The sequence below is a fragment of the Lactococcus petauri genome (genome assembly GCF_023499275.1).
GTDB classification, from domain to species: domain Bacteria; phylum Bacillota; class Bacilli; order Lactobacillales; family Streptococcaceae; genus Lactococcus; species Lactococcus petauri.
The window spans coordinates 109,665-124,409 of record NZ_CP094882.1 but is presented as its reverse complement, the minus strand read 5'-3'; the positions used below and the strand labels follow the sequence as shown (position 1 = coordinate 124,409).

Here is a 14,745-nt window from a genome sequence, read left to right as displayed (position 1 = left end):
TCGGTTTCAGTCGCTTATTTTTGTAAATAAGGTTTCATACTGGGCACAAATGTGTTCCCATGTGTATTTTTCTTCAATAATTAGTCTTGCTTTGTTTTGTAAATTTTGACGTGTATCAGCTGTTATTTTTTCAACTTCTGAAAGCACGTTTGAAAGGTTTTCCTTATCGAAATAAATGACGGAATCTCCCGCAGTCATCCGATTAAAATTCACACCAAGGACGACATTGACTGGAGTCGACCACATGGCTTCAAGAAGACCTGGGTTGGTTCCGCCCACCTCATGACCATGCAGGTAAGCAAAAGCCTGCTCGCGGATAAAACGCAATTCATTTTGATCATAAACTGTGCCCACAAATTTGATCCGAGGATCCCTGTCAAAATTTGTCTGAGCTCGGAGTTCTTCATAATAAGGATTTCCTTCGTGATTTGTAATAATCACTAAATCCCTCTTCGTTTTACTTTTCATAAAGTGACGAATGAGTAATTCATAATTGTTTTCAGGCACAAATCGCCCTACAATCAAATAATAATCACTAGTTTTATATTTTACCAGAGTTTCTGATTCTGTCAAATTTGAATTGAACTTCTCCGTACCGTAAGCAATCACCTCACTCTTGACTTGACCATATTCTGCACGTAAATAATCAAGAATACCTTGATTGTCACTAATAATCATATCCGCACAACGGACCATTTTTTTCTCCGCATGCTTAAGATAGCGGCGCACAGGTTTCGGCCACTTGGTACGTTTCCACTCAAGCCCATCTGGATTGACAAGCAGCTTTCCGCCGACCTTGTGAATTTTATGAGCATAGTGACCAATAATCCCACCTATCGTATTTCCTAATATATAGAAGACTGGTTCAATAATTTGTTCCTCTTTAATTTGCTTCAAGGCTGCATTAATTGCCAGAGCATCATATGCAATTACACGCGCTGGTCCAATGTTTGGCACATTAATAACAAAGCAATCAGCCCCTCGATAATCAAAATGACCATCCACAACTTCTATATCTGAATTCTCGCTTTGACAAGCCACATGATATTTAATATTTTGATTACTTTGGTGTTTAACCAACTCTTCTACAAAAGTCTCAAACCCTCCATACTTTGCTGGCAATCCACGACTACCAATAATAAAAATGTGTTTTTTCATGTTTTTCTACGTTTGCAAGCGCAAACTTTTAACCTCTCAAAGCGAGAATTCTGCCTTAAAGACAGAATTTCGCTGTTTTTTATCATCTCCAAAACTTGTCGATGCCATATTTATTTTGCTGTTTCGCCTTTGACTTTATCTTTATTTTCTCTTAAGTCACCAATAGTCAACAATTGTGCAAGAGCTTCTTGCCATGTTGGAATATTAAATCCTGTAGCTTTCGCTTTAGCAAGACTCATCGTTGAATTAAATGGTCGTTTCGCGGCAGATGGGAAATTACTTGAATCTACAGGTTTTACAACTGTATCTGTATCTTTCAAAATTTCTTTAGCAAAATCAAACCATGTTACATCTTCTCCAGGTGCAGCATCGTTTGTCAGGTGATAATAACCTGCTTCTGCTTGTTGATCAACCAAGTAGACCATAAACTCTGCTAATGTACGGGTCCAAGTAGGACGACCGTGTTGATCATTAACAACGGTGATTTCTGGAAAACGAGTGGCGAGATTTTGCATTGTAAAAACAAAATTTGGTCCGTAGCTACCAAATACCCATGCTGTACGAATCGTATAAAATTTCACACCAGATGCTTCAACTGCTTGCTCCCCGAGTAATTTTGTACGTCCATATTCTGAAACAGGGCCTTTTGGCGCATCAACTTCCCATTCTTGACCAACAGGTAAATCACCATTGAAAACATAGTCCGTTGAAATATAAACAAGTGTTGCTCCAACACGAGCAGCTGCCTCAGCTACATGACGTGTGCCATCAACATTAATTTTTTCGTTAAGAGCTTTACCTTCATCTTCTGCTTTATCTACAGCAGTGTAGGCAGCGCAGTGATAAACCAATTCTGGTTTATTTTTGTCAAAGAAAGCATCAACAGCAGTTTTGTCCGTAATATCAAGTTCATTAACATCTGCTGCAAAGTATTTTACATCCCGTTCATCAAGAAGATGGCGTAACTCAGTACCAAGTTGGCCATTTCCACCAGTAATTAAAATCATATTTATTCCTTTATCTTAGAGAACTTTTTGGCTTTCAGCATATTTTGCTTCAACAGCAGCTTTTTCTGCCTTCCACCAGTCTTGATTTTCAGTATACCAATCAATTGTTGCCTTCAAGCCTGACTCAAAGTCTGTGTGTTTAGGCTCCCAGCCAAGTTCTGTACGAAGTTTTGTATTGTCGATAGCATAGCGCAAATCATGGCCAGCACGATCAGTTACACGATCATAAGCGTCAGGTGCTTGTCCCATCTCCGTTAAGATTTCTTCTAAAACTTCTTTATTATTTTTTTCGCCATCGGCTCCGATAAGATAAGTTTCACCCATACGACCTTTGGTCAAAATTGTCCAAACGCCAGAAGAATGGTCTTCTGTATGGATCCAGTCACGCACATTTTTACCATCGCCATAAAGTTTTGGTTTAATCCCTGATAAAATGTTTGTAATTTGACGTGGGATAAATTTTTCGATGTGTTGGTAAGGTCCATAGTTATTTGAACAGTTTGAAATTGTCGCTTTCAAGCCAAATGAACGTACCCAAGCACGGACAATTAAGTCCGATGCTGCTTTAGTCGAAGAGTAAGGACTTGATGGATTGTAAGGTGTTTTATCAGTGAATTTCTCACCTTCGCCTTCGCCATGTCCTGGTAAATCTTCGCGGTAAGGCAAATCACCATAAACTTCATCTGTCGATACATGATGGAAGCGTAAATCATATTTTCGTGCCGCTTGTATCAAGGTATATGTCCCAATAAAGTTCGTTTGGATAAACTCATCTTGTGATTTAAGTGAGTTGTCGTTGTGGCTTTCTGCCGCATAGTGCACAATCGCATCTGCCTTGGAAGCAACCTGATCCACAATCTCTGGATCTGCAATATCACCAACGACAAGCTCTACACGATCTCCAAGAATCATGTCAATATTGGCACGATTTCCCGCATACGTTAATTTATCTAAAACGGTAATATGTACATCTGGATGATTATTATAAACGTAGTGTACGAAATTTGAACCGATGAATCCAGCACCACCAGTGACTACGATATTTTTAAATTCAGTCATTGTTTTTCCTCTAGTATATTTTTTATTGCAAGCGATAGTCTTGTTTGAATTTCTGCGCTGACACAATTTTTAAATATTTGCCATTAAACACCAGAAATTCATCTTGAGCAGCGTTAATCTTGATCAAACCACCAGTATTAACAATACGTAATGTTTTATCATTTAACCAAGAAAATCCACCTGAAGCAAAGGCCTTCTTTACCCACACAGGTTGTTCATTTTCCTTATTCACTTGCCAAAACTCTAGTATTCTTTTACTTTGTAGATGTTTGACCTTCATTTTAGCCGAGTAAATCTGCGGTTAGGGGTTTTACATCTGCAAGCAGTGGGTGATTTTTATCTGCTTCACTCACTTCAGCATGTGCAAGATCTTCCCACTCAATACCTAAAGTTGGATCTGCATAATTGACGAAAGCGTATTTTGGTTTAAGTTCCAAAGCCCAATAGTCATTTACTAAGTAAGAGTATGAAACAGTATCACTTAAAACTTGGAAACCATTGGCAACGCCACGTGGTACAAAAATGCCCTTGCTGGCATCAATCACTGTTTGGTAAACATGACCAAAGCTCTCGCCTTCACGAAGATCTACCCATGAGCCCAAAACACGTCCACCATCTGCTACAGAAATATATTTGTCCCATGGTTCAGCGTGTAAACCGCGCAAAACATTTTTACGTGAGAAAGAAACGTTATTTTGTAATTTTCCTTCTGCGAAGAATTTTTCTGGGAAACCGAGTGGAAGCATCTTTTCTTTTTGAAAGTTTTCTTTAAACCAGCCGCGATTATCACCATGAACCGGAATATCAAATTCTAACATACCTGGAATAGCTTCAATTTTGCGTGCTGCAAGTTCTTTTCCAAAAAAGTTATCCGTCATTTATTTATCACCTACCAATTTAAGTAAATATTTACCGTATGCGTTTTTCTTAAGCGGTTGTGCAAGTTCACGTACGGCTTCTTCCGAAATATAGCCCATACGCCATGCAATTTCTTCAAGGTTAGCAACCATAACGTTTTGCATACGTTGAACTGTTTCAATATATTGCGCTGCCTCGAGCAAGCTTTCATGTGTTCCTGTATCGAGCCATGCAAAGCCACGCCCCATAAGTTCGACAGAGAGATCACCACGTTCAAGATAGGCCTTATTCACATCTGTGATTTCCAACTCTCCACGTGGTGAAGGTTTGATGTTTTTAGCAATCTCTACAACATCATTATCGTAGAAATAAAGCCCTGTTACTGCGTAGTCAGATTTTGGTACCTCAGGTTTTTCTTCAATTGAAACAGCGTTCATGTCTTCGTCAAACTCAACAACACCAAAACGCTCTGGGTCTGGCACTTGGTAACCGAACACAGTTGCGCCTTTTTCTTTGGCTGCAGCAGTTTGAAGTAACTTAGACATCCCTGGGCCATGATAAATGTTATCACCCAAGATAAGAGCAACTGAATCATCACCAATAAAGTCTTCGCCGATGATGAAAGCTTGAGCCAAACCATCTGGACTTGGTTGAACAGCATACTGCAAATTTAGTCCGAATTCAGAACCATCTTGCAAGAGTTCTTGGAAACGCGGTGTATCTTCTGGTGTTGAGATGATCAAAATATCTTTAATCCCAGCTAACATCAGTGTAGATAATGGATAATAAATCATTGGTTTATCATAGACGGGCATCAATTGTTTACTTGCTGCACGAGTCAGTGGATACAAACGCGTTCCTGATCCACCTGCTAAAATAATCCCTTTCATGAGGTACCTCACTTTATTTCTTCTATTTTATTATAGTTAATCAGCATAATTATAGCATATTTTTACTTTTATTTCATTCTAATTCTGCCTGAGGTAGGAGCAAAAAGGACTAGAAGCAACGCTCTAGCACCTTTTGTTTAGTATGTTTCAATTATAATTTTTTAAACATGAATAAGGCTCCCTTTGTCAGTAAATATTGTGCAAGAGGTGCAACAATCAGAAATGGGATAAGTAATGTAAAGTGAAGCGGACTCGGCCATGCTAAATTAAGAAAATCCGTACCCACAATTAAAGCTACAAAAAACGAAAGCTGTGTGATTGTGAAAATCCATAAGCGGTAGCGCTTAATAGGCCAAAATATCTTGCGCTGCATCAAAACGTAGTTCCATGCAGAAAAGAGAACCGTCATCATCGCAAGTTCAGGATGTGAAATACCGAAGACTCCGCCTATTGTAACGATAAGTATTGCGCCAACAGCAATACTAAAACCCACAGGAAACGCACGCTCAAACAGCGTCCGCAAAAAACGACCTTCAACTTTTGAAAAGTCTGACTCAAAACTCAAGAAAAAAGAGGGAATCCCGACAAAAAACGCGGTCAAAACAGTAAGCTGGATTGGCTCAAAAGGATAGACACTCCCCGCAAATAAAGTCAACACAGTTAAAGCTATCGAAAACATCATCCGCACCATTAATAAAGAGCCTGTACGTGTTAAGTTATTAATTACGCGTCGCCCCTCATTAACAATATAAGGCATCGCCGAGAAGTTATTATCCATCAAAATAAGATTGGCGGTTTGTTTCGCCGCTTCACTACCTTCGCGCATGGCAATCGAACAATCAGCTTCCTTAAAGGCCAAAATATCATTGACACCATCTCCAGTCATCGCTACTGTGTGCCCCTGCTTCTTCAGGATTTGCACCATCATTTTTTTCTGTTGTGGGGAGACACGACCAAAAATTTGAAAATTTTCTACTGCAAACTCCAGTTCTGCCTCTGTTTTTAGTTGACTGGCATCAACATACTGCTCGGCATCCGGTAAGGAAACAGCCTTCGCAATTGCCGATACTGTTACAGGATCATCTCCAGAGATGATTTTACAACGTACACCCTGCTTTTTAAAATAGGCCAGAGTCTGTTTAGCATCGTCACGTAAAACATCAGAAATAACAATGAGCGCTTCTGCAGTTAGGTCTTCAGGAAGTCGGTCTCTATCAAGTGCTTGTTTTGAGCGGGCCAAGACTAACACACGATAACCCTTTTCTGCATACTTTTGTGCGTGCTGTTCTAACACGACACTTCCCTTTGGAAACAAAAACTGCCAAGCACCTAAATAAAAGGTCCCTTCTGTAAACTCAACTGCGCTATATTTTCTCTCAGAAGAAAATGGCAACACTTGAGAAACATTGTAATCCTTTAATGAAGCAAAATACTTCCTTAAGGCTTGTGCAGTGACGTTTTGATCTGGGAGGTTTTCTAGAAGATTCCCCATAATATGGACAATGTGCGGCTCAGAATGTTCAGTCAGACTCTCAATCTTTTCCACTTTCATTTCACCCGTCGTAATGGTCCCTGTCTTATCCAAGCACAGCACATCCACTCGTGCAAGCGCATCAATCGTATGCAGCTCTTGAACCAAAACTTTTTGCTTCACTAAGTTGATAACTCCCAACGTTAAAGCCATACTGGTCAATAAAATCAACCCCTGTGGGAACATACCCTCTAGGGCAGCAACCGTTCCTAGAACGGCTTGTTTGTGGCCCGTATCAATGACATAAAACAACTTGAGGTAAAGCAAAATTCCCAAGGGTATCATAATGAAACTTACGATACGTACAACTTTTGCTAAACTGTCACGCAACATTCGTTTCTGTTTCTTTATTTTTTGAGCTTCATGGGCTAATTGATGAATATAATTGTCTTTTCCTACATGAACAACCCGTGCAACAGCTGTCCCGCTTGTGACAAAACTACCCGAAAAAAGTTCTGCATCTGCTTTTTTAGTCAGCGCGTCAGCCTCTCCGGTAAGCAAAGCTTCATTTACTTCCACTTGCCCTTCAATGATTTGGCAGTCACATGGAATTTGATCTCCAAGTCCCAGAAGAATAATGTCATCAAGCACAAGCTCTTCTTGTTTTAATTCAATCTGTTTCCCTTGACGAAAAGTCTTGACCTTACTTGTATTCAATAAAGAGAGCTTGTCGAGCAAGCGACGTGCTTTAATTTCCTGATATAAACCAATTCCTGCATTCACTGCAACAACAATAATGAAAAGCGCATTTCGATGCGAGCCCACTGAAAGCACTAAAATAAAAAGGAAAATATTGATTAAGTTAAAAAAAGTCAGCAAATTACTCGCAAAAATTTGGCCGTATGTTTTACTGCTCTCATTCTTTGCGATATTGACCTGACCTGATTTTAAACGATTTTCAACTTCTTTTTGTGACAAACCTTCATATTTAAATGACATAAGCTCTCTCCTAACTCTTATTCTATCCTAACATTATTAGAGAAGCAAATACCTTACATTTTCGAAATAAAACCCCGTCACAATGAGGACAGGGTTAATTAGTTTACTTTGTTTGACGTGCCATCGAAGACTGCACATTGAATTTACGTTGAATAAGAAAGCGAATCCCCATCACGGCTGCCCCGAGAATAATTGTAATGTACGGAGCAAGTACAATATTGATGGATTTTGGTAAGAGAGCGACCAAGACAGAAACGCCTGCCCATGCCACCATCGCAACAGCTAACATCGCAAAACCTTTGCCTTTTTTCTGTGGGCGTTGTGCACTGTAAAAATATTTATACATCCAGTACATCACCAAACCAGCGAGAGCGGAAGAAGCCAGCGTTGTCAATAGACCGTAAACACTTGCTTGTGGCTGGAAGAGACCCATCAGTCCCATAACCACTGAAATCACACCAAAGAAAAGTAAAGCACTATCTAGCCACATCAAGAAGGGTGATTCATTTTTCGCTGTTTCCTGACGTTTTACCTTATCTTCCTCAGGTTTATACTGTGTCGCAAATTCCATTGGTGCCCCCAATAATTTGCGGGCCAGAATACCTTCCTTTTGTCCTTCGATGATTTTCGGCAAGATTTCAGCGAGTATTGTTTTGATTTCCTCGTCTGATTTTCCTAAAAGCATCAATTGCTTTGTTACGTTATGTACATATTCGCTATTTTTGGCAGTGAGTTGCTCGATTAGATTTTCCATATCTCCTATTATATAAAAATTTTGGTGAAATTTGGAAATAAAACTTGATTTTTTTAATAAAAAAATGTTATACTAATTTGGTATGTTATTTTGAGGGTTTCTGTAAGAATTGTGTTTCAGATCTGAATTTTTAGAGATGCTCTTTAAAAAAAGCATAAAATTTTTAAGGAGGAACCAAACCATGTCAAAAGAATGTTATTTTACTGGTCGTAAGACTGTATCAAGTAATAACCGTTCACACGCTATGAACCAAACTAAACGTGTAGTTAAACCTAATCTTCAAAAAGTTCAAATTCTTGAAAACGGTGAACTCAAAACTGTATGGGCTTCAGCTAAAGCATTGAAAAAATTGCCTGCAGGCGTTGAGCGTGTATAATTGGATAAAATAAAGAAAGCTAGTGAATCTTATTTACTGGTCTTTTTTATTTTCTTCTCTTTCTCCAACACTTTAAAAACCAAAGGTCATAATTAACGGTTGATCTTTGGTTTTTTCATCTTCTAAAACTCTTTCGACTTAAGACCCCCTCCCCTAAAGCACTTACAAGGCTAAATTGACCAAAAAACCAATAAAACAACTGTTCTATTTTACAAAATTATGATAAAATGAAGTGATACATAAATTATTATGGAGGAAAGTGCTGTATGATTCAACAGCACGCATATGAAAATGACCGTTACTATTAATACTCAACATGGTAATGTTGACATTGCAACAGATGTTATCGCTACTGTTGTAGGTGCAAGCACTACTGAAATTTTCGGCGTTGTCGGCATGACAAGCAAAAATGCTGTAAAAGACAATTTCCGTAATATCCTCGGACAAGAAAACTATTCTAAAGGTGTTGTCGTTACGACAACCGATAACCAAACAATCATTGGTGTTTATGTTGTTGTCAGCTATGGTGTTAAAATTAGCGAAGTTGCCAAAAACATCCAAGAACGTATCCGTTTCAATCTGGAAAATCAACTTGGCATTGTAGCAGCTAAAGTCAATGTATATGTACAAAATGTGAAGGTGGTCGAAGACTAGTGTCAAATATTAACGCAAGTAAATTTCAAGAAATGATTCAGGCGGCAGCAAGTCGCCTTAACGAACAAGCTGAATATGTCAATTCTCTGAATGTCTTTCCTGTCCCAGACGGAGATACAGGAACAAATATGGGGATGACAATCACAAATGGTGCCAAAGATGTCGCTGAAAAACCAGCCGAAACTGTTGGACAAGTTGCTCAAATCCTTTCCAAAGGTTTGCTCATGGGCGCTCGTGGTAACTCTGGTGTTATCCTTAGTCAAATCTTCCGCGGTTTTGGACAATATGCCAAAGACTACGATGAACTTGATGGTATTCATTTAGCTAACGCTTTGCAAAATGGTGTTGAAGTCGCTTATAAAGCGGTTATGAAACCTGTTGAAGGTACAATCTTAACTGTTTCACGCGGTGCTGCAGAACTTGCAAACCGTAAAACTAATGAGACTGACGATGCAACAGCTATTATGGAAGCTGCTCTTGAAGGAGCTAAAATCGCTTTAGCGAAAACACCAGACATGTTGCCAGTCCTTAAAGAAGTTGGCGTTGTCGATTCAGGTGGTCAAGGTTTGGTTTATATCTACGAAGGCTTCTTGATGGCTCTCAACGGTGAATTCGTCCCTGAAAATCCTGAGCAAGGTTTAGGTGCCATGGACCGTATGATTAACCTTGAACACGAGTCTGAAACAAGTGTTGCGGGTGCTTCCACAAGCGATATTAAATACGGCTACTGTACAGAGATTATGGTCGAGTTAGGCCAAGGTCCAACAGCCCGTGAGAGTTATGATCACGATAATTTCCAAGCTTACTTGGCGGGTATCGGTAATTCACTTTTAGTTGTTGATGACGAAGAAATCGTTAAAGTCCATGTCCATACTGAAGATCCTGGTCTTGTTATGCAAGAAGGGCTTAAATATGGTCGTCTGGTTAAGGTTAAAGTTGACAACATGCGCCTCCAAAACGAAGGTGTTGCTGAAAAAGAAAAAACAAACAACATCAGCACTTCTACTTCTAAATCTGACTGGGGATTGATTGCCATCGCTGCTGGTGATGGTCTTGCTGACATTTTCCGTGAAATGGGTGTACAGCATGTCGTTTCTGGTGGTCAAACAATGAACCCATCAACAGAAGACATCCTCAAAGCTATTGAAGCTGTCAATGCCGAAAAAGTTATTATTCTTCCAAATAATAAAAATATCTTCATGGCTGCCAAATCTGCCGCTGAAGTTTCAGATATTCCTGTTGAAGTGATTGAAACAGCAACTGTTCCTCAAGGTTTTACTGCCTTACTCAGCTTTGACCCAACAAAATCAATTGAAGAAAACAAAGAAAATATGACTGCTTCATTAGCAGACGTACAATCTGGTTCAGTGACACAAGCTATTCGTGACACCAATATTGATGGTATTGATATCCATAAAAAAGATACACTTGGCATGGTCAATAATAAAATTGTCGCATCAACCAAAAAAATGAACGATGCTATCTTTGCTGCTTTTGAAAAAATGATTGATGAAGACAGCGAAATTGCAGCAATTTATATTGGTGAAGACGGTAAAAAATCAAATGCCGAACGTATTGCCAAAGAACTAGAAAAACGTTACCCTGAACTCGAAGTAGAGATTCATGACGGAAAACAACCTGTTTATCCATACATTTTCTCTGTAGAATAAAACACAAAAAACTGGCCTCTCAAAGCTAGTTTTTTTGTGTGTTTGTTTTCACGTGAAACATTCTTTTTTTATTTACTTTCTCCCATACACAAATTTCCTCGAAATTACAAGTAATTCGTGTTATACTTATTGTAATGTCAAATACTTTTTACATCCCATTGAAGGAGCATGCATGAAAACACTGAATACTGCCCGTATCGGCCAAATATATTATGTAAATAAAATATTAAAATCCGAGCATGCTGGAAAACTTCGAGAGCTTGGTTTTGCCCCTGATACGGAAGTTGTTTTAATTTCTATGGACGGGGAAAATGCGCTTTTAAAGATTGGTCAGACACGTTTAGCGCTAAGCAGTTTCTACCTCAACACGATTTTGATTAAAGACGAACAATCAAATGAGGAACTTATACCTCTCTCGTCTTTGAATATCGGTCAAAGTGGCGTGGTCCGATTACTCGAGGGGGAAAGTGAAATAAAGCGCCGGCTTATGGATATGGGGATTACGAGGGGAACAAGTATTGCGGTGCATAAACTTGCACCGCTAGGAGATCCTATGGAGCTTCATCTGCGGGGTTACTCTCTTTCTTTAAGAAAGAAAGATGCTGAAAAAATAAAAATTGTTGTCCAAGATTAAAAGGAAATAAAGATGACTAAAATCGCTTTGCTAGGAAACCCAAATAGTGGGAAAACAAGTATTTTCAATATATTAACTGGCAGTAATCAGCAAGTAGGAAATTGGCCAGGTGTAACAGTTGAATGTAAAACAGGACGTTATAAAAAAGACAAAAATATCGCTATTCAAGATTTACCGGGAACTTATTCTCTCTCACCTTATACTTTAGAAGAACAAGTCACACGAAATTATCTCAGAGAGACACCACCAGATGTCCTTCTCAATATTATTGATGCAACAAATCTCGAACGCTCACTGTACCTCACATTACAACTGATGGAGTTTAATATTCCTATCGTCATCGCTCTAAATATGAGCGACTTGCTAGAATATCAAGGTAAACAAATTGATATCGAAAAACTGTCTTACAGTTTAGGGCTACCTGTCGTACTTACTAGTGCTTTAAAGAAGAAAGGTCTAGACGAAGCTATTCGAAAAGCTTGCCAGCCTCTTGAAGTTACACCTTTAGATTATGACCACCGTCTTGAAAGTGCCTTAGGAGAAATTCAAACGATTTGTCCCCAAGCAAAGAATCGTTTTGAACAAATTAAACTTTTTGAAGGGGACAGTTTAGCCTCGAACTCCCTCACTGCCTCACAACGGCAAGAATTAGATGAAATCGTAGCAATCACCGAAAAAATTATGGGCGACGATCGTGAATCCATCATCGTTAACGAGCGCTATGATTTAATTGGTCAAATTGTTCGTTTGGTTGTTACAAGCGCACATAAAGGACAACTTAATCTAACAGATAAAATCGACCGCATCGTTACCCATAAATGGTTGGGCCTTCCTATTTTTATCCTTATCATGTGGCTCGTTTACTTTTTAGCGATACAGGTCATTGGTACACCCGCTAGCGATTGGCTCAATGATAACTTTTTTGGTAGTTTTCTGCCAGATATTTTACACCAAGTAATGGATAGCTTGGCGATTGTTCCTTGGGTCCAATCCCTACTCCTTGATGGTGTCCTCGCTGGAATTGGGGCTATCCTAGGCTTTGTTCCACAAATCTTCGTTCTATTCCTCCTGTTAGGCTTTCTTGAAGATTCAGGCTATATGGCTCGTGTCGCATTTGTGATGGATCGTATTTTTAGAAGATTTGGCTTGTCTGGTAAATCCTTTATTCCCATGTTGATTTCTTCTGGCTGTGGTGTACCGGGAATTATGGCTACCCGTACAATTGAACAAGAAAGGGACAGAAAAATTACCATCATGGTGACCACCTTCATGCCCTGTTCAGCAAAGTTGCCGATTATTGCTTTAGTTTCAGGTGCCTTTTTTCACTCCACCAGTTGGGTTGCACCTAGCGCATACTTCTTAGGCATGGCCATGATTATCCTCTCAGGAATTATTTTGAAAAAAACGAGAATGTTCGCGGGAGATACTTCTGCTTTCATCTTAGAATTGCCTACTTACCATATACCTCACTTTCCTACAGTCTTTAAATATGCGTTTGATCGAGGTTTGAGTTTTATTAAGCGCGCTGGGACAATCATTTTTGCGCTCAATGTCGCACTCTGGTTCTTGTCAAACTATAGCTTCACTTTGCACCAAGTTGAACCCGGCCAATCAATATTAGCAACGCTCGGAGGATACCTGAGTATTGTTTTTGCTCCTCTAGGCTTTGGAGAGTGGAAAGCCACGGTAGCTACCTTGACTGGACTAATTGCCAAAGAGACTATTGTCGGAACTATGAGCCAATTGTACGCCCAAGGTGCAGAGGTAGAAAATAACGGTCGAGCCATTTGGACGGCTCTACAAAATAGCTACACACCACTGGCCGCTTATTCTTTACTTGTCTTCAACCTGTTATGTGCACCCTGTATTGCTGCTATTTCGGCAATTTATAAGGAAATGGGTGAAGTTAAATGGACTTTACGCGCTGTGGGCTTTCAAACCGCTGTGGCTTACAGCATGAGCTTTATCATTTATCAGTTAGGCTCTGCCTTTCTGACACAGTCCATTAGCATTAATACATTGCTTGCAGTACTTCTCTTGGTTTTCGGCCTTTATCTTATCTTCCGTCGACCAAAATACACATCAAACAAGGAGGAACTTTCTCTTGAACTTAGCTAGCATCGTTCTCTTATCCCTTATTTTAATTGCAGCCTTCTTTTCAGTGCGCAAAACAGTGCGGAGCAAAGGAGCTTGCGATGATTGTACAACTACAACCTGTCCTGTTAAGGGTGTTTCTGCCTTAGAAATCCCATCGAAAAAAGACTGTTGTGAATAAGAAAAAACCTTCCTTAAGAGAAGGTTTTTCTTATTCTCAGAGAACTAAAGCAAGCAACATGAGTCCCGCTTGCAATAGCGAGAAGACCATTAATATTTTTACTGAAGCAATAAAAGTTTCACTTTTTACTTGTCTTTGGAGGTAAGGACGCGCTTGTGTGATAATGAAAGGCAAAAGTAAAAACATGAGCAACATGAGTGGAGAGATTAGTCCCAGAACTACTGCCCCAACGATTGAGATATAGGCCAATATAATGGCTAATGTCCACCAGCGCAAAGCATTCTTTCTCCCGATGTAATGCACAATAGTATAACGATGATTAGCTTCGTCCTCTTCCAAATCACAAGTATTATTCGCCAGCATCAAGTTAGCAATTAACAAGGTACTTGGTAAAGCAACAAGGAAGGTTGATGCCAAAGTTGCAAAATCCCAAACAAAAACAGCACTCGTATTGATATATACACAGATCAGAAAAATTAAGTAGCCCATTGTTAAACCACTGGCCAGCTCACCTACAGGTAAACTTGATAAGGGTTTTGGTCCAGCTGAGTAAAAGATACCAATGAAATAGCAAAAAAGTCCTAACCAAAACACCGGCCAGCCCACAAGTCCTGCCACAATTAATCCTAAAATCAAGGAAAGAGAGAAGAAGAAGAGTAACAAGCCCTTTATCAGCGAAAGTGATAGATTTTCCCGACCAATGATATTGGTATTTTTCTTGTAATCTTCCGTATCCACAGCCTTATGGTAATCATTGTAGTTGTCCCAAATATCTACAAAACAGTTAAAGCAGAACATAGCCACAAAGTAGATGATTAATGGGCCAAAATTGGCTATTTGATAATGATAAAGTGAATAAGCAACTCCCAGTATAAAAGGAAAAACGCTCGCTGTTTTAGCTTTCAGCTCAATAAGCTCAGCAAATATTTTAAAGTTCATT

The 14,745-nt window shown here is 39.3% G+C and carries 15 protein-coding genes; 6 read left to right on the top strand and 9 right to left on the bottom strand.

Going from position 1 to position 14,745, the window contains the following annotated elements:
- Positions 1 to 6: 6 nt before the first annotated feature.
- The 8 genes from cps2T to lgb_RS00590 form a co-directional block, all read right to left on the bottom strand.
- Positions 7 to 1,158, bottom strand: a complete 1,152-nt coding sequence (cps2T, locus tag lgb_RS00625; protein ID WP_019293028.1) for a beta 1-4 rhamnosyltransferase Cps2T — start codon at positions 1,156 to 1,158, stop codon at positions 7 to 9.
- A gap of 110 nt (positions 1,159 to 1,268) precedes the next feature.
- A complete protein-coding gene (gene rfbD / locus lgb_RS00620; protein ID WP_019291773.1) occupies positions 1,269 to 2,165 on the bottom strand; it encodes a dTDP-4-dehydrorhamnose reductase in 897 nt (298 codons plus the stop codon).
- A 15-nt stretch (positions 2,166 to 2,180) separates the two neighbouring features.
- The gene (rfbB, locus tag lgb_RS00615) at positions 2,181 to 3,224 is read right to left on the bottom strand and encodes a dTDP-glucose 4,6-dehydratase (protein WP_019293029.1); all 1,044 of its coding nucleotides are present in this window, start codon (positions 3,222 to 3,224) and stop codon (positions 2,181 to 2,183) included.
- A 22-nt stretch (positions 3,225 to 3,246) separates the two neighbouring features.
- Positions 3,247 to 3,504 (bottom strand): hypothetical protein, encoded by a 258-nt coding sequence (locus tag lgb_RS00610; protein ID WP_019293030.1) that lies wholly within the window; start codon positions 3,502 to 3,504, stop codon positions 3,247 to 3,249.
- Position 3,505: 1 nt separating this feature from the next.
- The gene (locus lgb_RS00605; RefSeq protein ID WP_019292677.1) at positions 3,506 to 4,102 is read right to left on the bottom strand and encodes a dTDP-4-dehydrorhamnose 3,5-epimerase family protein; all 597 of its coding nucleotides are present in this window, start codon (positions 4,100 to 4,102) and stop codon (positions 3,506 to 3,508) included.
- Entirely contained in the window at positions 4,103 to 4,972 is an 870-nt protein-coding gene (rfbA, locus tag lgb_RS00600; RefSeq protein ID WP_019292678.1) for a glucose-1-phosphate thymidylyltransferase RfbA, read from the bottom strand.
- Positions 4,973 to 5,123: 151 nt separating this feature from the next.
- The gene (locus lgb_RS00595; RefSeq protein WP_019293031.1) at positions 5,124 to 7,442 is read right to left on the bottom strand and encodes an HAD-IC family P-type ATPase; all 2,319 of its coding nucleotides are present in this window, start codon (positions 7,440 to 7,442) and stop codon (positions 5,124 to 5,126) included.
- Between the two features lie 103 nt (positions 7,443 to 7,545).
- Entirely contained in the window at positions 7,546 to 8,196 is a 651-nt protein-coding gene (locus tag lgb_RS00590) for a DUF1129 domain-containing protein (protein ID WP_003133681.1), read from the bottom strand.
- Between the two features lie 181 nt (positions 8,197 to 8,377).
- Here lgb_RS00590 and rpmB point away from each other — a divergent pair, with 181 nt between their 5' ends.
- The 6 genes from rpmB to lgb_RS00560 all read left to right on the top strand — a co-directional run bounded on the left by rpmB (position 8,378) and on the right by lgb_RS00560 (position 13,805).
- Positions 8,378 to 8,572: a 50S ribosomal protein L28 gene (gene rpmB / locus lgb_RS00585; RefSeq protein ID WP_003133678.1), complete on the top strand. Its 195-nt coding sequence runs from the start codon at positions 8,378 to 8,380 to the stop codon at positions 8,570 to 8,572.
- 291 nt (positions 8,573 to 8,863) lie between these two features.
- On the top strand, positions 8,864 to 9,226 hold the full coding sequence (locus lgb_RS00580) for an Asp23/Gls24 family envelope stress response protein (protein WP_026063759.1): 363 nt from the start codon (positions 8,864 to 8,866) through the stop codon (positions 9,224 to 9,226).
- The gene (locus lgb_RS00575; RefSeq protein ID WP_019292681.1) at positions 9,226 to 10,896 is read left to right on the top strand and encodes a DAK2 domain-containing protein; all 1,671 of its coding nucleotides are present in this window, start codon (positions 9,226 to 9,228) and stop codon (positions 10,894 to 10,896) included. Before lgb_RS00580 ends, lgb_RS00575 begins: the two co-directional genes overlap by 1 nt.
- 172 nt (positions 10,897 to 11,068) lie before the next feature.
- Positions 11,069 to 11,530 (top strand): ferrous iron transport protein A, encoded by a 462-nt coding sequence (locus tag lgb_RS00570; RefSeq protein WP_019292682.1) that lies wholly within the window; start codon positions 11,069 to 11,071, stop codon positions 11,528 to 11,530.
- Positions 11,531 to 11,542: 12 nt separating this feature from the next.
- Positions 11,543 to 13,648: a ferrous iron transport protein B gene (gene feoB / locus lgb_RS00565; RefSeq protein ID WP_019293032.1), complete on the top strand. Its 2,106-nt coding sequence runs from the start codon at positions 11,543 to 11,545 to the stop codon at positions 13,646 to 13,648.
- Positions 13,635 to 13,805, top strand: coding sequence for a hypothetical protein (locus lgb_RS00560; protein ID WP_019293033.1), 171 nt, complete (start codon positions 13,635 to 13,637; stop codon positions 13,803 to 13,805). Before feoB ends, lgb_RS00560 begins: the two co-directional genes overlap by 14 nt.
- 36 nt (positions 13,806 to 13,841) lie before the next feature.
- On the opposite strand, the gene lgb_RS00555 is transcribed toward lgb_RS00560, so the two are convergent.
- Positions 13,842 to 14,744, bottom strand: coding sequence for a prenyltransferase (locus lgb_RS00555; protein WP_242810700.1), 903 nt, complete (start codon positions 14,742 to 14,744; stop codon positions 13,842 to 13,844).
- Between the last annotated feature and the right edge of the window lies 1 nt (position 14,745).

What these genes read in the sequence shown, in the direction of transcription:
- rpmB (WP_003133678.1), top strand. Translation starts at nt 8,378, where the DNA reads ATGTCAAAAGAATGTTATTTTACTGGTCGTAAGACTGTATCAAGTAAT.
- rfbA (WP_019292678.1), bottom strand. Translation starts at nt 4,972, where the DNA reads ATGAAAGGGATTATTTTAGCAGGTGGATCAGGAACGCGTTTGTATCCA.
- cps2T (WP_019293028.1), bottom strand. Translation starts at nt 1,158, where the DNA reads ATGAAAAAACACATTTTTATTATTGGTAGTCGTGGATTGCCAGCAAAG.
- lgb_RS00605 (WP_019292677.1), bottom strand. Translation starts at nt 4,102, where the DNA reads ATGACGGATAACTTTTTTGGAAAAGAACTTGCAGCACGCAAAATTGAA.
- feoB (WP_019293032.1), top strand. Translation starts at nt 11,543, where the DNA reads ATGACTAAAATCGCTTTGCTAGGAAACCCAAATAGTGGGAAAACAAGT.
- rfbB (WP_019293029.1), bottom strand. Translation starts at nt 3,224, where the DNA reads ATGACTGAATTTAAAAATATCGTAGTCACTGGTGGTGCTGGATTCATC.
- lgb_RS00555 (WP_242810700.1), bottom strand. Translation starts at nt 14,744, where the DNA reads ATGAACTTTAAAATATTTGCTGAGCTTATTGAGCTGAAAGCTAAAACA.
- lgb_RS00580 (WP_026063759.1), top strand. Translation starts at nt 8,864, where the DNA reads ATGACCGTTACTATTAATACTCAACATGGTAATGTTGACATTGCAACA.
- lgb_RS00570 (WP_019292682.1), top strand. Translation starts at nt 11,069, where the DNA reads ATGAAAACACTGAATACTGCCCGTATCGGCCAAATATATTATGTAAAT.
- lgb_RS00595 (WP_019293031.1), bottom strand. Translation starts at nt 7,442, where the DNA reads ATGTCATTTAAATATGAAGGTTTGTCACAAAAAGAAGTTGAAAATCGT.
- lgb_RS00590 (WP_003133681.1), bottom strand. Translation starts at nt 8,196, where the DNA reads ATGGAAAATCTAATCGAGCAACTCACTGCCAAAAATAGCGAATATGTA.
- lgb_RS00610 (WP_019293030.1), bottom strand. Translation starts at nt 3,504, where the DNA reads ATGAAGGTCAAACATCTACAAAGTAAAAGAATACTAGAGTTTTGGCAA.
- rfbD (WP_019291773.1), bottom strand. Translation starts at nt 2,165, where the DNA reads ATGATTTTAATTACTGGTGGAAATGGCCAACTTGGTACTGAGTTACGC.